19 protein-coding genes and 6 tRNA genes are annotated in these 20,685 nt (G+C 58.1%); 5 read left to right on the forward strand and 20 right to left on the reverse strand.

The genetic code is table 11. The features are described 5' to 3' along the window. Positions 1–112: 112 nt before the first annotated feature. Entirely contained in the window at positions 113–2,329 is a 2,217-nt protein-coding gene (locus JQ845_RS13430) for a DNA internalization-related competence protein ComEC/Rec2 (RefSeq protein ID WP_203009142.1), read from the reverse strand. A gap of 133 nt (positions 2,330–2,462) precedes the next feature. Here JQ845_RS13430 and JQ845_RS13435 point away from each other — a divergent pair, with 133 nt between their 5' ends. Beyond that, positions 2,463–2,978 (forward strand): DUF2062 domain-containing protein, encoded by a 516-nt coding sequence (locus JQ845_RS13435; protein WP_003442559.1) that lies wholly within the window; start codon positions 2,463–2,465, stop codon positions 2,976–2,978. Between the two features lie 218 nt (positions 2,979–3,196). Here the strand turns inward: JQ845_RS13435 and JQ845_RS13440 are convergent, their stop codons facing one another. The 3 genes from JQ845_RS13440 to JQ845_RS13450 form a co-directional block, all read right to left on the reverse strand. Then, on the reverse strand, positions 3,197–3,976 hold the full coding sequence (locus JQ845_RS13440; protein WP_003442560.1) for an ABC transporter permease: 780 nt from the start codon (positions 3,974–3,976) through the stop codon (positions 3,197–3,199). Further along, the gene (locus JQ845_RS13445; RefSeq protein WP_003442562.1) at positions 3,973–4,905 is read right to left on the reverse strand and encodes an ABC transporter ATP-binding protein; all 933 of its coding nucleotides are present in this window, start codon (positions 4,903–4,905) and stop codon (positions 3,973–3,975) included. Before JQ845_RS13445 ends, JQ845_RS13440 begins: the two co-directional genes overlap by 4 nt. A 146-nt stretch (positions 4,906–5,051) precedes the next feature. Next, complete coding sequence (locus tag JQ845_RS13450; RefSeq protein ID WP_003442564.1) at positions 5,052–5,675, reverse strand: glutathione S-transferase family protein; 624 nt, start codon at positions 5,673–5,675, stop codon at positions 5,052–5,054. A gap of 149 nt (positions 5,676–5,824) precedes the next feature. On the opposite strand from JQ845_RS13450, the gene JQ845_RS13455 reads away from it, so the two are divergent. Then, entirely contained in the window at positions 5,825–8,272 is a 2,448-nt protein-coding gene (locus JQ845_RS13455; RefSeq protein ID WP_003442566.1) for an acyl-CoA dehydrogenase, read from the forward strand. Positions 8,273–8,334: 62 nt separating this feature from the next. Then, positions 8,335–8,751: a PA2817 family protein gene (locus JQ845_RS13460; protein WP_003442567.1), complete on the forward strand. Its 417-nt coding sequence runs from the start codon at positions 8,335–8,337 to the stop codon at positions 8,749–8,751. 90 nt (positions 8,752–8,841) lie between these two features. Here the strand turns inward: JQ845_RS13460 and JQ845_RS13465 are convergent, their stop codons facing one another. Then, entirely contained in the window at positions 8,842–9,768 is a 927-nt protein-coding gene (locus JQ845_RS13465; protein WP_003442568.1) for a LysR family transcriptional regulator, read from the reverse strand. Between the two features lie 87 nt (positions 9,769–9,855). Here JQ845_RS13465 and JQ845_RS13470 point away from each other — a divergent pair, with 87 nt between their 5' ends. Further along, entirely contained in the window at positions 9,856–10,482 is a 627-nt protein-coding gene (locus JQ845_RS13470) for an alanyl-tRNA editing protein (RefSeq protein ID WP_203009143.1), read from the forward strand. Here JQ845_RS13470 and JQ845_RS13475 read toward each other — a convergent pair. From JQ845_RS13475 to JQ845_RS13530, 12 genes are all read right to left on the reverse strand, one after another. Then, positions 10,475–11,308, reverse strand: coding sequence for a quaternary amine ABC transporter ATP-binding protein (locus JQ845_RS13475; RefSeq protein ID WP_127196186.1), 834 nt, complete (start codon positions 11,306–11,308; stop codon positions 10,475–10,477). The two genes, JQ845_RS13470 and JQ845_RS13475, sit on opposite strands and share 8 nt — an antisense overlap. Continuing rightward, complete coding sequence (locus JQ845_RS13480; protein ID WP_003442571.1) at positions 11,305–12,156, reverse strand: ABC transporter permease; 852 nt, start codon at positions 12,154–12,156, stop codon at positions 11,305–11,307. The genes JQ845_RS13475 and JQ845_RS13480 overlap by 4 nt, the downstream gene beginning before the upstream one ends. 26 nt (positions 12,157–12,182) lie before the next feature. Then, on the reverse strand, positions 12,183–13,205 hold the full coding sequence (locus JQ845_RS13485) for an ABC transporter substrate-binding protein (RefSeq protein ID WP_003442572.1): 1,023 nt from the start codon (positions 13,203–13,205) through the stop codon (positions 12,183–12,185). Beyond that, positions 13,202–13,750, reverse strand: coding sequence for a sigma-70 family RNA polymerase sigma factor (locus JQ845_RS13490; RefSeq protein WP_003442573.1), 549 nt, complete (start codon positions 13,748–13,750; stop codon positions 13,202–13,204). Before JQ845_RS13490 ends, JQ845_RS13485 begins: the two co-directional genes overlap by 4 nt. 124 nt (positions 13,751–13,874) lie before the next feature. Beyond that, positions 13,875–14,666 (reverse strand): phosphate/phosphite/phosphonate ABC transporter substrate-binding protein, encoded by a 792-nt coding sequence (locus tag JQ845_RS13495; protein WP_161718151.1) that lies wholly within the window; start codon positions 14,664–14,666, stop codon positions 13,875–13,877. Positions 14,667–14,684: 18 nt separating this feature from the next. After that, on the reverse strand, positions 14,685–15,626 hold the full coding sequence (locus JQ845_RS13500) for a fatty acid desaturase (protein WP_203009144.1): 942 nt from the start codon (positions 15,624–15,626) through the stop codon (positions 14,685–14,687). A gap of 188 nt (positions 15,627–15,814) precedes the next feature. Then, a tRNA-Gly gene (locus JQ845_RS13505) sits at positions 15,815–15,890 on the reverse strand. A 5-nt stretch (positions 15,891–15,895) separates the two neighbouring features. After that, positions 15,896–15,971 (reverse strand) — tRNA-Glu (locus JQ845_RS13510). Positions 15,972–16,144: 173 nt separating this feature from the next. Further along, positions 16,145–16,220: transfer RNA gene (locus JQ845_RS13515), tRNA-Gly, on the reverse strand. A 5-nt stretch (positions 16,221–16,225) separates the two neighbouring features. Beyond that, positions 16,226–16,301: transfer RNA gene (locus JQ845_RS13520), tRNA-Glu, on the reverse strand. A gap of 103 nt (positions 16,302–16,404) precedes the next feature. Continuing rightward, positions 16,405–16,480 (reverse strand) — tRNA-Gly (locus JQ845_RS13525). 2 nt (positions 16,481–16,482) lie between these two features. Beyond that, a tRNA-Glu gene (locus JQ845_RS13530) sits at positions 16,483–16,558 on the reverse strand. Positions 16,559–16,865: 307 nt separating this feature from the next. On the opposite strand from JQ845_RS13530, the gene JQ845_RS13535 reads away from it, so the two are divergent. Continuing rightward, positions 16,866–17,621: a hypothetical protein gene (locus JQ845_RS13535; protein WP_178092365.1), complete on the forward strand. Its 756-nt coding sequence runs from the start codon at positions 16,866–16,868 to the stop codon at positions 17,619–17,621. Between the two features lie 115 nt (positions 17,622–17,736). Here the strand turns inward: JQ845_RS13535 and JQ845_RS13540 are convergent, their stop codons facing one another. From JQ845_RS13540 to argJ, 3 genes are read right to left on the reverse strand one after another with little or no spacing between them, the layout of a single operon-like run. Further along, positions 17,737–18,681: a Nudix family hydrolase gene (locus JQ845_RS13540; RefSeq protein WP_160626938.1), complete on the reverse strand. Its 945-nt coding sequence runs from the start codon at positions 18,679–18,681 to the stop codon at positions 17,737–17,739. Continuing rightward, a complete protein-coding gene (locus tag JQ845_RS13545; protein ID WP_203009145.1) occupies positions 18,678–19,310 on the reverse strand; it encodes a glutathione S-transferase in 633 nt (210 codons plus the stop codon). Before JQ845_RS13545 ends, JQ845_RS13540 begins: the two co-directional genes overlap by 4 nt. 49 nt (positions 19,311–19,359) lie before the next feature. Continuing rightward, a complete protein-coding gene (gene argJ / locus JQ845_RS13550) occupies positions 19,360–20,577 on the reverse strand; it encodes a bifunctional glutamate N-acetyltransferase/amino-acid acetyltransferase ArgJ (protein WP_003442593.1) in 1,218 nt (405 codons plus the stop codon). Between the last annotated feature and the right edge of the window lie 108 nt (positions 20,578–20,685).

A 20,685-nucleotide genomic window follows, 5' to 3' on the forward strand; every position in this document is an offset into this window, starting at 1 on the left:
AATCCCCTCGAAAAAGTGCGCCACTTTACCACATGATTGAACTCTCCCTCTTGTAGCAGCCATGCCTGTCTCGCCGTTTGGGCATGCAACGCACAGCAGCCGGCTTCAAGCATCAATCACGCCAGAAACGGGGTTGATCGCGCAGACTCTCAGCCTTGCCGAAGGTGCCCAAGCGAAACCGCAGCGCTCCCTGCTCGGCACTGTCCAGTATCTGCACCCCCAACCCCTGATAGCGCGCCAGCACTTGAGGGTGCGGATGGCCAAAGCTGTTGCCGTGGCCCCGGGAGATCAGCACCACCCGGGGTGCCAGGGCCTTGAGCAAATCCACCGAGGATGACGTGCGACTGCCGTGGTGCGGGGCTTGCAGCCAGCGGGTGGGGACGCCCAACGAAGTTTGCAACAAGGCCCGTTCGGCCCGGGCGTCAATATCCCCCGTCAGCAGAAGCCGCTCGCCGCCGGCTTCAACCTGCATCACACAGGACCTCTGATTGCTGTCACTCGCCCCTGACCACTGCCAGAGCGAAAACTTCACGCCATCCCACTCCCAACTCTCGCCGCTGGTACAAGGCTGCGCCCGCAACGGCTCCGCCAACCCCGGCAACTCACCGCCGATGACCCGCAGGGCACCGACTTCCTGCTGTACCGCCAGGGCCCCGCCGGCGTGATCGGCGTGCGCGTGACTGATCAGCATCAGGTCCAGCCTGGCTATCCCCAAGGAGCGCAACACCGGTACCACCACCCGCTCGCCCTGGTCAAAATCCCTGACTTTCGGTCCCGCGTCATAGAGCACGGCGTGATTGCGGGTGCGCAGCACAATGGCCAGCCCCTGCCCCACATCCAGCTGCCACACTTCAACCTGACCGCGAGGGATTTGCTCACGCGGGCTGAAAACTGCGAGCAGCACCAGCGGCCACCCCAGCGGCCGCAGTATCACGCCTGCCGGCAGCATCAACAGCAGCGCCCCGAAAGCACTCAACAGCCACACTGCCAAGGGAACTGTTACAGGCAACCAGGGGGAAAAATACCCGGCCAGCAAGGTCAGCCCCCTGATCAACCCATCAAGCAAACCGCCTGACACCCAAAGCAGGGTTTCGCCAAACCAGGGCACCGGTAACAGCAACGTACCCAGAAGTGCCGTGGGCAATACCAGCAGACTGATCCACGGCACAGCCACCAGATTGGCCAGCGGGCCGCTCAGGCTGATGGGCAAGCCCAGGATCCAGAGCATCGGAAACAGCCCCAGGGCAATCATTGCTTGGGGCCGGGCCCATGCCACGTGCCAATCCCAGGGCCCCAGGCGTCCACTGAAGGTGAAAATCAGCACCGCCACGGCGGCGAAGGACAGCCAGAATCCCGGCATCAGACTGGCCAGCGGCTCAATGATCAACACCCCGTTGAGCGCCAGCAAAAACGGTAGCCAAACCCCCAGATGACGAAACCGCAGACGCCATATCAGCACCAGCCCCAGCATGACGCATGCCCGCTGAACCGGTACTTCAAAGCCTGCCAGCAAGCCGTAACCCAGCGCGCCGGCAAACCCCAGGCCACAGGCCCATGGCAGCCATGGCAGACGCCGCGGCCACCAGCCACGGCGTGCCAACCAGGCGACCAGGCCGTAAATCAGTCCGGCACACAGACCAATGTGCTGACCCGAGATCACCAGCAAGTGCACGGTTCCGGTAGCCTGCAGCAGCCTCCAGTCGTCACTGCTCAGGCCCGAGCTGTCGCCCATGACCAGCGCGGCGAGCCACGGCGCTCGCCCATTGGTATCGGTGTGCAGCACACGCTTGCGCAAATCGTCGCGCCAGGCATGACTGGCCGGTTCGAGCAGTTGACCCGCCTTGACAGTTCCAGTCGCGCCAATCCGCTGCGCCAGCAACCAGGCCTGATAATCAAAGCCCTGGGGATTAAGCAGACCCCGGGGCTGCTTGAGTTTCACCGCCAGCCGCCAGCGCTCGCCACTGTTGACCGGCGGCCCGCCGTACCAGCCCAGCCGGATAGTCCCGGGCAAAGCAGTGTGCCGCGAGCGGGCATCGCGCAATTCAAAGCGCACGGTGCTATCAGTCTGCCGGGGCAACCCGACTACACGCCCTTCAACCCACAGCGTTCGACCATCCAGTGCGCCGGGCAATCGATCATCCAGTGCACTCTGCCCCTGAAAACAGGCCCATGTCAGCCCGATCAGGAACAGCCCCACCGGATAGAAACGAATGATGAGCAGCAACAGTCCCGCAACCAGCATTGACAACAACCACCCGCCCGGTGGCAACCCGGGTAAAAACCGCAACGCCATCAAACCCGACGCCAGTGCCAACATTCCCGTATGCATAACCCGATCCAATAAAGCCGTTTTATCGGATTAGTCGGAAGCTGCGCTCCAGGTTTTAAGAATTGTCACAAAGTCTGAGCAAGCGGCTAGCTTAACTTGGGCATACTGCACTCTTACTCCGAGCGAGAAGCCTATGCCACGGCGGATTTTCAAACGCTACATGCCGGATCCGGCCAGCATCAGGGAACACAAGTCCTTACGTTTCCTGGGCACCTTGCTGCATGATCCCAACCTCTGGCACCTCAATCGGCACTCCGTTTCCCGTGCAATGGCGGTGGGGATCTTCGCCGCGTTTATTCCCATGCCTTTCCAGATGCTGCTGGCCGCCTTTCTGGCGATCACGGTGCGCAGCAACATGCCCATTTCGGTGAGTCTGGTCTGGCTGACCAACCCGATCACCATGCCGCCCGTGTTCTATTGCACTTACCAAATGGGGGCATGGCTGATGAATGTCCCGGCCCGCTCACTGCCCGACGAACTGACCTGGGAATGGATCAGCAGCCAGTTGTCCACCCTGTGGCAGCCATTTTTGCTTGGGTCAGTGGTGTGTGGCGTCGTACTCGGGGCGCTGGCCTATTGCCTGACCCAGTTGTACTGGCGCTGGTGGGTCAGCCGCCAATGGAAACGCCGACATAACAAGCGCCCATAAAAAAGGCCCCGTAAGGGTAATGCTGCTCACTTAAACGCCTGCTGTCTCAACTGCAGGAGCGAGCTTGTTTCGCGATGGTCTCCAGAGCGCCGTGTTCAACCTGTAAACACGCATTCTTGTTAACAATCATCGCGAGACAAGCTCGCTCCTGCCAAGGCAGGGTTTATTCATGTGAACAGCATTAGCCGCTACGGGGCCTTTTGCATGCTGATGAAAGACTACTGGCGCATCCCGCGACCACTGACCAGCAAGCGTGCGCAAGCGATGTACAGCACGATCGTTGCCACCACCATAAAAGTCAGGGCCACGCTGATCTTGATGTCCGAAACCCCAAGAATGCCGTAGCGGAAGGCGTTGACCATGTGCAGCACCGGGTTGGCCAGCGATACGGTCTGCCAGAACGGCGGCAGCAGGGTAATTGAATAAAACACCCCGCCCAGGTACGTCAGCGGCGTCAGCACGAACGTCGGGATGATCGAGATATCGTCGAAGTTGCGCGCAAATACGGCGTTGATAAACCCCAGCAGAGAGAAGATCGTTGCCGTCAGCACCACCACAACTATGGTCAGGCCCAGGTGATGCACCTGCAAATGGGTGAAGAACAGTGACAGCAGGGTCACGATCACGCCCACCATCAACCCGCGCAGAATCCCGCCGACCGTGAAGCCGATCAAAATAGTGTGGGGCGATACCGGCGATACCATCAGCTCTTCAATCGAGCGCTGGAACTTGGCGCCAAAGAAGCTCGACACCACGTTGCCGTAGGAGTTGGTGATCACCGACATCATGATCAGGCCCGGTACGATGTACTCCATATAGGTGAAGCCACCCATATCACCGATTTGCCGACCGATCAGGTTGCCGAAAATTACAAAATACAAAACCATGGTAATCGCAGGCGGCAGCAGGGTTTGCGGCCAGATGCGGGTAAAACGCCGCACCTCACGATAAATAATGGTGTTCAACGCAATCAGGTTGGGGCGCAGCTCCGAGCTCATATCGCCACCTTTGCCAGGTTTTTCTCGACCAGCGACACGAATAACTCCTCAAGACGATTGGTTTTATTACGCAGGCTGACCACTTCAACGTTTTGAGCGGCCAACTGAGTGAACAGACCGGTAATGCCCACCGCTTTATCCACCTGCACTTCCAGGGTGTGATCGTCGAGCAACTGGCTCGGATAACCGATCAGTTGCACCGGCACCGCCTGCGGCTTCTTCAGGTCAAGCAAGAAGGTCTCGACATGCAGCTGGCCCAGCAATTGACGCATGCTGGTGTTCTCGACAATGGTGCCGTGATCGATGATCCCGATGTTGCGGCACAGCTGCTCAGCCTCTTCCAGGTAATGCGTGGTGAGGATGATGGTGGTGCCCTGCTCATTCAATTCGGTGAGGAAGGTCCACATTGAACGACGCAGCTCAATGTCCACGCCTGCAGTGGGCTCGTCGAGAATCAACAGCCGCGGCTCGTGCACCAGTGCCCGGGCAATCATCAGGCGCCGCTTCATGCCGCCCGACAACGAACGCGAAGGGGTTTCGCGCTTGTCCCAGAGCCCCAGTTGCGTCAGGTACTTCTCGGCGCGTTCCTTGGCGATTTTCGGCGGGATACCGTAATACCCGGCCTGGGTCACCACGATATCGAAGGTCTTTTCAAACTGATTGAAATTGAACTCCTGCGGCACCACGCCAATACAGCGTTTGAGTGCCGCAGGGTCACGATCGAGATCATGGCCGAAGATATTCACTGTGCCGCTGGTCTTGTTGACCAGGGTAGAGAGAATGCCGATGGTGGTGGATTTGCCGGCGCCGTTGGGGCCCAGCAAGGCAAAAAAGTCACCTTCAGCAACATCCAGATCGATACCACTCAGGGCCTGGAAACCGTTGCCGTAGGTTTTGGTTAGCTGCCGTATGGACAGAGCGGAACTCATATCGGATTACGCACCAAGATGAAGGAAAGGGAGAGACCCAAGTAAGGACGAACTGTCTGCATGACAAGTCCGGCAAGGCCTTTAAACACCTCGTATGGTGCTTGGCCCGGCCGCACAAGTACAGTCGCCCGTATTAATAGTAGGTATTAAGTCAACGCAGTCATGACCGCACTGCGGTAGGCCGGACGCAGTTTCAAACGCTCATACCAGGCATTGAGATGCGGCAGGGACGGACGTTCGATGGGCATTTCAAACCAGGCGTAGATGAACGAGCCAAGCGGGATGTCACCCATACCGATTTCATCACCCGACAAGTAAGGTTTTTCAGACAGGGCCTGATCCACGATTTCCAGCAACTGCCCGCAAGCCTGGATGGCGGCATTGATCGCCACCCAGTCCTGCTGCTCGGCCGGAGTACGCAAGACACCCCAAAATAGCGGGCGGAAGGCTGCGGCAAAGGAAGTGCTGGTCCAGTCCATCCATTTGTCCGCCTGGGCCCGCACCTTGGGATCGGTGGGATACCAGGACGTGTCCGCGCCATATTGGGCGGTCAGATAACGCACGATGACGTTGGATTCCCACAGCACGAAGCCGTCATCCTCGATCGTCGGCACTTGTCCATTCGGGTTCAACGCCCGGTATTGCGGGCTGTTTACCACGCCGAACGCACCACCTGCCTCTTCCCGACTGTAGGGCAGTGCCAGCTCTTCAATACACCACAAGGCCTTTCTGACATTTGACGAATTCTTGCGACCCCACACTTTCAGCATGACTCAACTCCTGATTGATAGACGCCACAGGAGTCTACGCCGGGACGTCGAACTCCGTCTCCCGCATGAGGTCACTATTGCAACTACCTTGATATGGACTTGCGACTAAGCTCACAAGGGTGCCTGAATGGCCTCACGGAGGATTGAATATGCTGTTGTTGTGGATTCTGGTTTTGATCGTGGGTGTAGCCTGGTTGGCCCACCGCCGCATCGCGCCCCTGACGTCCATGGCCGTGGTGGCGGTTTATCTGCTGGCCATGGGCATCATCGGCCATGTACCAGGCTGGCTACTGGTTATTTTGTGGGTATTACTGGCGGTTCCCGCTGCCCTGCTTCTGCTGCCCGACCTGCGCCGCAAACTGTTCACCGCGCCCCTGTTCAGCTGGTTTCAGAAAACCCTGCCGCCCATGTCGCAAACCGAACGCGATGCCATCGATGCCGGGACCGTATGGTGGGATGGCCAGCTGTTCAGTGGCCGTCCCGACTGGGAACAGTTGCTGGCCTACCCCAAGGTGCAGTTGACCGAAGAAGAGCAAGCCTTCATCGATGGCCCGACCGAAGAACTGTGCGCAATGGTCAGCGACTGGGAAATCGGTCAGGCCATGGATTTGCCACCCGAGGCCTGGGCCCATATCAAAACCCACGGTTTTTTTGCCCTGATCATTCCCAAGGAGTTCGGCGGTAAGGGTTTCTCGGCCTACGCCCACTCCCAGGTCGCCATGAAACTGGCTACCCGCAGCGGTGATCTGGCCTCTACGGTAATGGTCCCCAACTCCCTGGGCCCGGCGGAACTGCTGCTGCATTACGGCACCGACGAGCAGCGCAACCATTATCTGCCACGACTGGCCCGCGGCGATGATATCCCCTGTTTTGCCCTGACCGGTCCACTGGCGGGCTCCGATGCGGGCGCCATGCCCGACACCGGGATCATTTGCAAAGGCCAGTGGCAAGGCGAAGAAGTACTCGGCCTGCGCCTGAACTGGGAAAAGCGCTATATCACCCTGGGCCCCGTTGCCACCCTGCTGGGCCTGGCGTTCAAGGCCCACGACCCGGACCACCTGCTGGGCGACAAAGAAGACCTGGGCATCAGCCTGGCACTGATCCCCACAGATACCCCGGGGGTTGAGATCGGGCGCCGGCACTTGCCGCTGGGCGCGGCCTTCATGAATGGCCCGAACTCGGGCAAAGACGTGTTTATCCCGCTGGACTACCTGATCGGTGGTCAGGAAATGCTCGGCAAAGGCTGGATGATGTTGATGAACTGCCTGTCGGTCGGGCGCTCCATATCACTGCCCGCGGTCGGCACCGGGGCTGCCAAGTTCACCAGCCTGGTGACCGGCCAGTACGCGCAAGTACGTGAACAGTTCAACGTGCCCCTGGCCGCTTTTGAAGGCATCCAGGAAGCCCTGGCACGGATTGGCGGCAATGCCTGGCTGATGGACAGCGCGCGCATGCTGACTGCCAATGCCGTGGACCTGGGCGAAAAACCTTCAGTGCTGTCGGCCATCCTCAAGTACCACCTCACCGAGCGCGGCCGTGAATGCATCGGCCACGCCATGGACGTGCATGGCGGCAAGGGCATCATCATGGGGCCCAACAATTACCTGGGGCGCAACTGGCAAGGGGCGCCGATTTTCATCACCGTGGAAGGTGCGAACATTCTGTCGCGCAACCTGATGATCTTTGGTCAGGGCGCGATTCGTTGCCATCCTTTTGTACTCAAGGAAATGGCCCTGGCCGGGCGTGAAGACAAAGACCAGGCCCTGCTGGAGTTTGATGGCCTGCTGCTCAAGCACATCGGCTTTGCCGTGAGTAATGCGGCCAGCACCCTGGTGCTGAACCTGGGCCTTGGCCGTTTCGAACACGCCCCCGGCAATGCCCTGAGCCAGGGTTACTTCCGCGCCCTGAACCGTCAGGCAGCGGCCTTTGCGATGCTCGCAGACTTGAGCATGATGCTGCTCGGTGGTGAACTTAAACGTCGCGAGCGCTTGTCGGCGCGCCTGGGTGATGTGCTCAGCCACATGTATCTGGCCTCGGCCGCCCTGAAGCGCTATCACGATCTGGACTCCCCCGAGTACCTCAACCCGCTGTTCCGGTGGGCCATGGAAGAAAGCCTGGGCCACGCCGAACGTGCCCTGGACGAACTGCTGAAAAACTTCCCGAGCCGTGCGCTGGGCTGTGCGTTGCGGGTCGTGGTGTTCCCGTTCGGCCGTCGCCATACCGGACCGTCGGATGCACTGGATGCTGAAGTGGCCGCCGTACTGGGTCGCACCAAAGGCGATCCGGCCCTGGAAGCCGTGCTTGCCGGCTGCTATCGCCCGCAGTCACCGGACGATGCGGTAGGCGCCCTGCAACACGCCTGCGACCTGCTCAAAGCCGCACATCCACTGCACAAAAAACTCCACGACGGATTGAAAAGCGGCCAGGTCAAACCGGCTGCGGGCGAACCGCCTATCGATTCGGCATTGCAGGCAGGTGTACTGCAACCGGCCGAAGCCGAGACTTTACGCACCGCAGAAGCCGCGCGGCGCAAGGTGATCGACGTGGATGACTTCAGCAAAGAGCAGCTCACCCACAGCGAAGGAAAGATTCGCTAGCAGGACAGCAGGCGCCGGGGGCTTTATACTCCGGCGCCCGTTTTGCTCTAGAGGACACCGCAATGGCCACCAACGATCTCAACCATAACCTAGCCCTGCTCGATATGTTGCGCAGTATCCTGGTTGCTGTCGGTGATGCCGAACAGATCCCGGAAGAAAGCCATGCCCTGTTCCTGGAACGCTTCGATGAAATGAAAAGCGGCCTGCTGACCGACTTTGACAGCAGCCAGTATCTGGGCCAGGACATCCTGTGTCAGGTGATCGAACGCTATCCGCAAATCGCCCACCTGGTACCTCGCGATTTGCTGTGGTTCTTCGGCGGCGCGTGCTTTAACTTCTTGTCCGATGAAGAGCTGGACATGTACGAAGCCCTGGAAGAACGTCGCTTTGAAGCCGAACAAAACGGCGAACCATTCGACTGGAACCAGGAAAAGCAATTTATGGCGCTGCCGACCAACGAAGACAGCCCGCAGCACTGATTGACGCGCCAGGCGCCCGATTCTAAAAGCCCGCCCGGTTTACCTGGCGGGCTTTTTTGTGCCTCCAGTACTGATGCCCCCATGCCACTGTCAGGGCCGCAGCGGTTCTTGCCCCAGGCGCTCCACCAGATAATCGATAAACACCCGCAATTTGGGTGGCATATAGCGCGAAGGGGCATGCAACAACCACGCAGCTCCGTGGTAGGAGGCGATAAAATTCCACGCCGGCAGCACTTGTACAATCAGCCCCTGCTCCAGCGCCTGACACGCCGTGAAGTACGGCAGACTGCCAATCCCGATATGCTGCAACACCGCGTCCAGCCTTACGCCCGTATGGTTGGCCGCATAACGGCCACGTACCCCGACTGTCACTGACTTGGCGCCCTGCCTGAACTTCCAGCGCGCATCCGCCGGGGTCTCCCCCAGATAAATACAGCTGTGATCACGCAAGTCCTCGGGCTGTTGCGGCACCCCGTGCTCTGCCAGATAACCCGGCGTGGCACACAGCAAATGCTCAATCACAAACAGCTGGCGTCCCACCAGGCCCGGTGGCGGCTGATCGGTAATGCGGATGCTCAGGTCAACGTTGTCATCGATCAGGTCGACATAGCGATCTTCAAGAATTAATTGCACATCAACCCCGGGATAGCGCCGCAAGAACTCGGGCATATGCGGGTGTATCACATAGCGCCCCACGGCTTTGGGCACGCTGACCCGGATCAGCCCTTCGGCCTCCAGGGTAAAGCGCCCGCTTAAATCCATCACTGACTGCGCCGCGCCCGTTACCTCAAGGCAGCGCTTGAAAACCTCTTCTCCGGCATCGCTGAGGCGCAACTTGCGCGTAGTCCGTTGCAGCAAACGGATGGCCAGAGCTTTTTCCAGCCGCGAAATACTGCGACTGACCGCTGAAGGCGACATTGAAAGCTGACGCGAAGCTGCGGAAAAACTCCCGGCCTCGACCACCTTTACGAAAATCACCATTTCAGCCAATAACGACAGCGGGAGATTTATGCTCACAACGCACAGGTCCATTGAAATTTGGATGGATTATCACACTCAAGGGCCGCCCCTATACTGGAAAAAGAAACCCTCCAGGATAGAACCATGACCCAACGCCTGTTTTTTACCGATGACGCACTGACCGCAGAGGTCGAGGTTCTGCGCTGTACGCCCCACGAAGACGGCTTTGCAGTGGTCCTCAATGCCACGCCCTTCCACCCTCAGGGCGGCGGGCAGCCATCTGATACTGGCTGGATTGCAGACAGTGAAGTGGTGAAAGTACTGCAAGAACAGGACGCCATCGTGCATTACCTCAAACAGCCGGTTTTGCCAGGCCCGGCACGGGCAGAAGTTGACGCGACACGCCGCCATCTAAATGCGCGCCTGCACTCGGCCGGGCACTTGATTGGCGTGCTGGGTGAGCAGGCAGGCTGGATTCCCGCCAAGGCCCACCACTGGCCGGGTGAATGCCGGGTAAGCTTCACCCCAAGCGATAATCCGCAAGAGCTGGAGCCCGAAACCATCGAACAGCATCTTGAGCAATGGATCAGAGCCGACTTGCCAAGGCACATGCAGCACGACTCCGCGCAACGGGTTATCCGCTTTGGCGACTTGCCGGGTTATCCCTGTGGCGGCACCCATGTCCGCTCATTGGCCGCGTTACATGCCGTCAGCGTGCTGTCGGTTGGCCAGAAAAAGGGCGTGCTGTCCGTGCGCTATGAGGTCAAATAAGCCTGGCCCGGTGACGTTGTACAAAACGCTCCACGTAATCGTCCGCGGGGCTCAGCAGGATTTCCTGCGGCGTCCCCACCTGAATCAGCTGCCCGTCCTTGAGCATGGCGATGCGATTACCAATACGCAGCGCTTCATCCAGGTCGTGGGTGATAAAAACAATGGTTTTTTCCAGGGTTCGCTGTAGCTCCAGCAGCTGATCCTGCATTTCTGCACGGATTAACGGGTCCAGCGCGCTGAAGGCTTCATCCATCAGAATAATGTCGGTGTCAGTCGCCAGAGCCCGCGCCAGCCCTACTCGCTGGCGCATGCCTCCCGACAGTTGCTGCACGAACGCCTGTTCATAGCCCTGCAGCCCGACCATCGATATCCAGTGCCGCGCCCGCTCATTGCACTGACCTTTACTCTCGCCGCGCACCTTGAGGCCGTAGGCCACGTTTTCCAGCACGTTGCGATGGGGCAGCAAGCCAAAGCCCTGAAACACCATGCTGATTTTGTGCCGTCGAAACTGGCGCAAGGCAGGCATGTCGTAATCCAGGATGTTTTCACCATCCACCAGGATCTGGCCACTGGTGGGGTCGATCAGACGGTTGAGGTGGCGCACCAGCGTCGACTTGCCCGAGCCGGACAACCCCATGATGACGAACACCTCACCCGCGCGAATCGACAAGGACAGATCATTGACCCCCACCACACAACCGGTTTGCGCCAGTACCTGTTCCTTTTTCAGGCCCTCCCGGAGCAGGGTCATGACTTCTTTTTCGCGGCTGCCAAACACCTTGAAAACGTTGCGTACTTCGATCTTGTCGAGGGCCACCGGGGTCATTTTTGCTCCCCGTGCCGAGTACGGCCATAGGCCTGGGTGATCCGGTCGATAACCACGGCCAGAATCACAATCGCCAGCCCCGCTTCAAGGCCTTTGCCGACGTTGAGTGTCTGAATGCCCACCAGCACATCCTCACCCAGCCCCCGGGCACCGATCATTGAGGCGATGACTACCATCGACAGCGCCATCATGGTGGTCTGGTTAATCCCGGCCATGATGCTGGGCATGGCCAGCGGCAATTGCACACCGAACAGTTGCTGCCATGGATTGGCACCAAAAGCGTTGATCGCTTCCATCACCTCCCGGTCGACCTGGCGCAAGCCCAGATCAGTCAGACGGATCAGTGGCGGCACGGCATAGATCACCGTGGCAAAGATCGCCGGAACCTTGCCCAGGCCGAACAGCATCAGCACCGGAATCAGGTACACAAAACTGGGCATGGTTTGCATGATGTCCAGCAACGGCATCATCACCGCACGCAAGCGATTGCTGCGGGCCGCCAGAATCCCCAGCGGAATCCCCAGCAACACCGAAATAACCGTGGCCACCATCATCAATGCCAGGGTTTGCATGAGTTTGTCCCACAGGCCGACCGCCCCCACTAAAAACAACAGGCCGACAATCAACAGGGTACTGAGGATTTTACGTGTGGCGTGCCAGCCTATGGCACCGACAATGGCCAGCATCAACCACCAGGGTGTCAGGCGCAGCAGGGTTTCGAGGTTGATAATGGCCCAAAGCAAAGTGTCGGAAATGTGCCGGAACACATCCCCGTAATTGCTCACCAGTGCATCAACTCCATCATTGACCCAACCGGCGATGGAAAACGTCAAATTTTCAGGGAACATGCCGTGCTCTTGCTTGATTGAAAGCGTTAATCGGCTTTGAGGGCCGCATCGACCTTGGCCGCGGCATCGGGGGTGACCCAGGCATGCCAGATCTGCGGCTGTTCACGTAAAAAGGCTTCTGCCGCCTTGCGTGGCTCGGTACGTTTTTCGCTCATCCGGGCCAGGGTGGTGTTCAACAGGTCGATAGGGAAATCGACTTTTTCATAGAACTCCACTAACTGCGGGTATTGAGCTTTAAAGGGGGCCGATACACCAATGGCCAGTTTTGCCGGTAATGAGCTCGTACCTTTGGGGTTGGGGTTGCTGGCATCAGCCAGGGTTTTCCAGGCCTCGGCATCAAACGCCGGTTCTTCCAGCTTGATCAGCTTATAGCGCCCGATCAGCGGGGTTGGCGACCAGTAGTAAAACAACACGGGCTTGCCACGGCGAATCGAAGAACTGACTTCTGCGTCCAGCGCAGCGCCCGAGCCGGTGCGGAAATTTACAAAATCCTTGTCCAGGCCATAAGCCTTGAGCTTTTGACTGTTTACAATTTCAGAGGTCCAGCCGGTCGGACTATTGAGAAAACGCCCGCGGCTCGGGTCTTCCTGATCGCGGAATACTTCTTTATAGCGCGCCAGATCCTTTACCGACTTCAAGTCGGGGGCCACGGCCTTGATGCCTTTTTCAGGGTCGCCCTTGACCACGTACTCCGGCACCCACCAACCCTCACTGGCGTTTTTGACGATGTCACCCAGACCGAACACCTTGCCTTCAGCCTCGGCCTTGACCCACACCGGGCTGCGCCCTGCCCATTCTTCGCCAATCACCTGGATGTCGTTTTTGGCCAGCGCCGCTTCGAGGCTGACGGTACTGCCGGGCAAGGTATCCGTGGCAACGCCGTAGCCTTTTTCGGTAATTAAACGCAGTACTTCAGTGATCAGGCTGCCGCTTTCCCAAGTGATATCACCGAAGTGCACGGGTGCAGCCGCAGGCGCGGCCAATACCGGTTGCGTTGCGATCCCCAGTGCCAGCAGCGTGCCGCCGAGCCATTGTTTAAGGTTGTTCATAGCGAGTCTCTTGTTATGAAGGGGCTTTGTTTCGGCAGTGCAGCGTCGCTTATCAAGCAGCGGCCAAGGGCAAGGCTCATGTAATCGCTGACAGAGCGCCGGGAAATACCCAACTGCGCCGCTATTTCTGGATACGTAAGACCATTGACCCTTGAGAGCAGAAAAGTGTTCCGAACCTTTTGCGGCAAGCCGTCGAGCAGCGCATCAATCATCTGCAAGGCTTGATGAGCCTGGGCCAGCGCCTCGGGTGATGGCGAACAAAGCGCAAGTTCATGCTGCATCTTCATCAGATACGCCTGCTCCACGTCTCGGCGGCGCCAGCGCTGGTAAATCAAGCGTCGGGCAATGGTGGTCAAAAGGGCACGGGGTTCGCGGATCGACATCCCCTGCCCGACGCTCAAAAGCTGGGTAAAGGTTTCGGCCGCAATGTCTTCAGCGTAGCTGCTGGAACCGGGGTAGCGGCGCAAACGCGCCTGCAGCCAGCCATGATGGGTGCGATAAAGCAGTCCCACATAGTCTCGGTGAGAGGTGTCGGCGCCGGACATAAAGGCTCCAAAAGAAGTAAAAACGGTATGTCCGGTGATCCGGTGCGGCGATCCTATCAAAGGCCTTTATTCAATTTAAATACTAAAAACACATTTAGTTATTCGTTATTTGACTAAAAAACATCTAAGCCAGTACTGCATACCCACATTCGGTGGCGACTCGCTGAAGATCGAGTACAGGTTGATAATCCACTTCGCTGACCGGCAATACCTCCTGCACACCCAATACAGCCCTGACCTGCGGCAATTGCTGCAAAGCCTGATTCATTGCCCGGCGAATCTGCTCTGCACCACCGCGCCCGGTGCCGAGCGCGGTGATGTAAGGCAAGGTGGGGCTGTTTTCGGTACGTGCCACAGTGCGTAAGCCCGCAACCTCTGCCGGGGCGTAACGGGCCAGACAGTCAAAGGTGACACTGTCGATGCAAGCCAGGTCAGCCCATCCTTCACGCACATGGCGCAGGCTTTGTTGATGGGCACCGCTGATGGCCACGCTGGCAAAGAATCGTCCACCCTGCTGCAACGGCGCCAGACGGTGACGAAACAGGTTCATGCCGCTGTTGGAGTGCAGGTCGTTGATCACCCCGCGACTGCCCTTGAAGTCAGCCAGATCGGTACGCGGGTCGGTGGCGCGGCTGACGATCAAACTGCAGTGGTTGCCCGCGCTGCTGTCATTCAGTTCATAGCGCGGGCGACCCACCAGCTGCACCTGACCGCGCAACAGGGTCATCAGCGGGTAACCACAGGTCTGGGTCAGCAACAGATCCGGGGACCTGAACAACTCAAGCAACTCCAGCCCCCGGCCATCACGCCGAGGTACATCCAGTAGCTCCACAATTCGAGTCAGCCACTGCTCACTGGCAACCTTCACCGGTTGCGGCGCAACGTACATCACGAGTTCTGCATAACGTCCCGGCATCGGGTGCTCCCTGTGGGTTCAATTGAACGGGTGCTGCGGGCTATCAATCGGCTGCAGGCCGTGACCACGAATCAATTCGCCATACCCCCGTACCAGAAAGCCGCCACTGCGATGTTGCCATTGGGCACGCCGCGCCTGATAGATTGCGGGCAAGTAAAACCATGGCACACCAGGCAGATCATGGTGCACCAGATGCAGGTTCAGATTCAGGAACAGCCAGGTCCAGGGCCAGCCCGCTTCGTTAAGCACCGTGCGCTGCTCGGGACGTACAGCGGGCCGATGTTCATAAAAGGAGCGAATGGCGCCCACCGACAGCGCCGGCACGCTGACAAAAAATACATACTGGCAAACTGTCACTTCACTGTAGCGGGCAATAAAAGCAAACATCAGCAGCGTCAGACAACCGTGGGTCAGCCACATGCGCCAGGCCCGGGCATCACCACTGAGCAAGCGTTGCAGTTCTTGTCCAGCCAGGCCGGCCAACGACAGAGGCGCCCCCAGCAGCAGTCGTCCCAGCACGGTTTTGTTCAACCAGTGCACGCCGCGCAGCATTTTAGAGCTGCCTTGCCAGCGCGCCTGGCTCAAATAGCGGCTTTCCGGATCAACCCCCGGCACAGTCAGGTCATGGTCGCGGTGATGCAACAAATGGCTGTCGCGGTACAGGGTGTATGGATACCACACGGCAAAAGGGGCATAGCCCAGCAGCTTGTTGAACCACTCAAAGCGGGTGGGATGACCGTGCAGCAACTCGTGCTGCAGCGACATCCACAACACTACAACCGGAATCAGTAATCCGCTGGCCCACCAACTGCCAATCAGCGAACTGCCGAGCAGCAAGGCAAACCATGCGCCGGGCACGGCAATCAACAATAACCATGTGGGCCATTGGGTCCGGCCGGTGAATGTGCGGGACAAGGCCAGGATGTCCCGGCGCTGGGCGCTATCGAAATAATGCGACATCTGCGGAACTCAACACAGGTTTGAATCCATCTGTGGCGCGAGTCGTACTTTTCTTGCAGATCGTTTGGTTATGGGCTTAGAGCGTTTGGCGGGGGTACCGGTGGGATTAAAACGCTGAAACGCAAAAAGCAGCCCTAAGGCTGCTTTCTGGTGTTTTTTGCAACTGCGTAGCTCCAAAAAACAAAATTTGGAGCGGGAAACGAGACTCGAACTCGCGACCCCGACCTTGGCAAGGTCGTGCTCTACCAACTGAGCTATTCCCGCAATAATGGCGTCCCCTAGGGGACTCGAACCCCTGTTACCGCCGTGAAAGGGCGGTGTCCTAGGCCACTAGACGAAGGGGACGTTGCCCGAAACGTACACTGTACATTTCAATGTCAGCCGCATTAACCGCAGTTAACGCTCTGACTTTTCACTCAACCTTGTCGAAACAAAGTTGCTGGGTGAAGCAAAAAAAAACAGCCAATGGCTGATTTTTCATGTTTCCTGGACTATGCGTAGCTCCAAAAAACAAAATTTGGAGCGGGAAACGAGACTCGAACTCGCGACCCCGACCTTGGCAAGGTCGTGCTCTACCAACTGAGCTATTCCCGCAATAATGGCGTCCCCTAGGGGACTCGAACCCCTGTTACCGCCGTGAAAGGGCGGTGTCCTAGGCCACTAGACGAAGGGGACGTTGCCCGAAACATACACTGTATATTTCAGTGCCAACCGCATTTACCGAAGTTAATGCTTTGGCTTTCACTCAACCCCGCCCGAGAGCGTGATTGCTTAAAAATGGAGCGGGAAACGAGACTCGAACTCGCGACCCCGACCTTGGCAAGGTCGTGCTCTACCAACTGAGCTATTCCCGCAATGGCGTCCCCTAGGGGACTCGAACCCCTGTTACCGCCGTGAAAGGGCGGTGTCCTAGGCCACTAGACGAAGGGGACACGCTACAACTTCACTGGTTACATGCGTTTGGCTGTTCGCTTTACGCTGCAATTGGCGCGCATTCTAGGGATGGATTGGGAAGTCGTCAACCCCATTCTTAAAATATATTGAAATCAATGACTTCCCTCTCCTTTAGGCTTTTTCATGCGCAGTATGTCGCCGAACTCCTGACGTCTATATTCCGTCATCTCCCAAGGCGTTATGATTGACAGCATTAGGTGATGGCAATTTGTACCTATCGATTCCCAGCTTCTTTTTATAGAGCCGGCAGACCACCCTGAAGAGGTTCTAACGTTGACTCCTTCCATGATCGCCCTGCTTGTCATAGGCGGGATCGCACTTCTGATCGCCATCGGTTACATGAACCATGTGGTGGAAAACAAAAACCTGGAAAAGGCCCGCCTCAAGGTCGAGCTCAACGACCGCATCCGTCGCCTGAGTGAAGTGAACGAAACGTTTCCAGGGCAAATGATGTCCCCTGCCCTGAAACTTCTACTGACTCGGCTCGAGCTCAATGCCACCCAGCGACTGTTACTCCTGAACAAATCCAGTGCTGCATTGAAAGCCCGGGTTGCCGAGCTCAATGCCCTGCTCGCGCAAGGCGAGTCGATACCGGTCAACAACCCTCCGCGCCCGATTCTCACCGAAGCCAAAGCCAAGGATGTGCGTTTCCAGCTGGAAACACTGCACGGCCAGATCACCCGCGCCACCAAGGATCGAGTGCTGGCGACCAACGAAGCCAAGCAGTGGCTCAAAGAAATCCGTCACCTGCTGGTGATCTTGCATATCGAATTTTTCAACAACCTTGGCCAGCTGGCCCTGCAGCAGAATCAGCCGGGCCAGGCGCGCCTGGCCTTTGAGCGTGGCGTGCAATACCTGCGTAAACAGCCTGACGCGCAGTACAGCGCCCAGCTCAAGGCGTTTGAAGCTCAGCTGGCCCGCGCCAACGCAATGTTGCAGAACGGGCTTGAGCCGTCCACGGACGAGGTCAATGAACTGACCGAGGGACTCAGAACAGATGAGACCGACGGCGACTGGAAGAAAAAAGCCATTTACGACTGAAGGCCGACGCGCCCTGCATAGCAAAACCCGGCAGGCGCCGGGTTTGGTTATTCAGGCACAGCGTTTTAAATCAGGGCGCAATCACTCGACTGCCAGAACCCCTGCAGATTGCGTATCAAGCCTCAGGCCAGAGTGCGCGAATCCCGGCAACACCTTGCGCACCAATCGCCCATGCCTGTTGAAGATCATCCGGCCCCAGGCCGCCCAGCAAAAATACCGGCTTGCTGAAGCCGGCAACCAGTTGCTGAGCCTGCTCCCAACCCAAAGGTTGCGCATCAGGGTGGGTCTGAGTGGGCAGAACCGGTGACAGGGTCACGAAATCCACATCCATTTGCTCAGCCAACGCCAACTCTTCTGCGTTGTGACATGAGGCTGCCAGCCAGCGATCTTTCGCCAGAGGCCGCCCCTTGGACGCGTACTTGCGCAGTTGCGCAGCAGTTAAATGCCAGCCCGCCGAAGGAAAGTCACCCAGCCACTCCAGTGGCCCCTTGAGCATCAGTTGCGCCTTGCCCGCACACAACCCCGTAGCATCTACAGCCAGATCACGGTACTTGGGGTCATAACCATTGGGGGCTCGCAGCTGAACCAGTTTGATGCCGCCAGCAATGGCCTTCTTCAGCCCCCGTAGCAGTTCCGGCGTTTCCAGCCCGTCCGGAGTAATCAGGTACTGATCAGACAAACGGGCAGCGGCCACGATCGGCTCGTTAGCCGCCGGAAACTGGTAATCAGCCAATTCGCGCGCAGAGACCCAGGCCACTGGCTGGCCTTCTACCCCATGTGGCTCACCTGCAAAGGCCGAGACTTCCCAGACATCCAGCAAGACCTGTTTGTCAGGGTAATCATGCTGCACCTTGATCAAGGGGCGAGCCGATTCAACCCTGATCCCCAACTCTTCTTGCAGTTCACGACCCAGAGCAGCCTCAACCGACTCACCAGCCTCAACCTTGCCGCCAGGAAACTCCCAAAGCCCGCCTTGATGCTGGGAATCTGCACGACGTGCGATCAGGATTTTACCGTCTGTACCTCGAATAACGGCCGCAGCCACATGAACTCGTTTCACCCTTGTACTTCCTCTAATCCGGCCTGTTGCCAGGCTTTGAACGCGGGCCATTGGTAAATGGCTTCAACATAGGCGGCATCTTCAGCCGACAGAGCTACACGATAGGTATGAAGACGGACTGCCACCGGTGCGAAAAAAGCGTCCACCAGGCTCAGAGGCCCGAACAGATACGGCCCGCTTTCGATTGCCAGTGCGCGGCACTCTGCCCACAACGCACCGATTCTTTCGATATCGGCCCGAGCTTCGGCAGGCATGGACGCCAACGCCTGATCGTGGCTCAAATCAAAGGGCAAGTTTGCCCGCAAGCCAAAAAAGCCGCTGTGCATTTGCGCACATGCCGATCGGGCCTGGGCCCGCGCGGCGATATCTGCCGGCCACAATTGAGCAGCCGGGAATTGCTCATTCAGGTATTCGGCAATTGCCAGAGAATCGGCAATGGTGCCGTGTTCGGTCTGCAACAGGGGTACTTTGCCCGTTGCCGAGTACTGCAGGATCAAAGCCCGGGTATCGGGCTGACCCAGCTTGATCATCTGTTCGCTATACGAAACACCTGCAAGTTCCAGCGCCAGAGCGGCACGCAAGGACCAGGATGAGTACAACTTGTCGCCAATGATCAGATGCAAGCTCATGGTGGGCCGTCCTTTTGACGAATACAGGGTACTTGTTGCAGAACCGGATTTAAGTGCGGTATTCGGCGTTGATTTTCACGTACTCGTGGGACAGGTCAGTGGTCCAGATGGTTTCACTGCACACACCGCGGCCCAGTTCGATACGAATGGTGATTTCTTCCCGGGCCATCACTGCCGAGCCCTGCTCTTCGGTATAACTGACCGAACGCGCACCACCGCTGGCGATACATACTTCACCCAGGTACACATCGATTTTGCTCACGTCCAGATCAGGTACGCCAGCACGGCCTACAGCGGCCAGGATGCGACCCCAGTTCGGATCAGATGCAAAGAGTGCCGTTTTGATCAGTGGCGAATGGGCAACGGTGTAACCCACGTCCAGGCATTCCTGATGGTTAGCGCCGCCATTCACTTCAACAGTGACGAACTTGGTTGCACCCTCACCGTCACGCACAATGGCTTGCGCCACTTCCATGCAGACCTCTAACACTGCCTGTTTCAGGGCAGCGAACAGCGGGCCGTTGGCTTCGGTGATCTCAGGCAGGTCGGCTTTGCCGGTAGCAATCAACATGCAGCAATCGTTGGTCGACGTATCACCATCGATGGTGATGCGGTTGAACGACTTGTTGGCACCGTCAAGCAGCAGGTTTTGCAGCACTTCACGGGAAACCTTGGCGTCGGTCGCGATGTACCCGAGCATGGTGGCCATGTTGGGACGAATCATCCCCGCGCCTTTGCTGATACCGGTCACGGTGATGGTTACACCCTCGTGCTCGAACTGGCGGCTGGCACCTTTGGGCAAAGTGTCAGTAGTCATGATACCGGTGGCCGCTTGTGCCCAGTTGTCCTCGGAAAGGTCGTCCAGCGCGGCTTGCAGTGCGCCTTCGATTTTCTCGACCGGCAGCGGCTCACCGATTACCCCCGTGGAATACGGCAGAACCGAATTGGCATCAACCCCTGCCAGTTCAGCGAGCTTGTCGCAGGTACGGGCAGCCGCGATCAGACCCGGGGTACCGGTGCCCGCATTGGCATTGCCGGTGTTGGTCAGCAGGTAGCGGATCGCGCCCTGAAAACGTTGCTTGGCCAGGATCACCGGCGCAGCGCAAAACGCATTCAAAGTGAATACGCCTGCAACGCTGGAGCCTTCGGCGCAGCGCATTACCACGACATCCTTGCGTCCCACACGCTTGATACCGGCAGAAGCAATACCCAGTTCAAAACCGGCAACCGGGTGCAAAGTAGGCAAAGGACCAAGACCAACAGCCATGACGCGCTCCTAAATAAGTTCTGTGCGCCGCCGCGAAAGCACGCAAATTCAATGGTAAAACGCCGCGACGGCTAATGCCGGTCGCGGCGCAGGTACTTCAGCAGTTGG

The organism is Pseudomonas paraversuta (genome assembly GCF_904063065.1).
In the GTDB taxonomy this organism is placed as follows: Bacteria; Pseudomonadota; Gammaproteobacteria; order Pseudomonadales; family Pseudomonadaceae; genus Aquipseudomonas; species Aquipseudomonas paraversuta.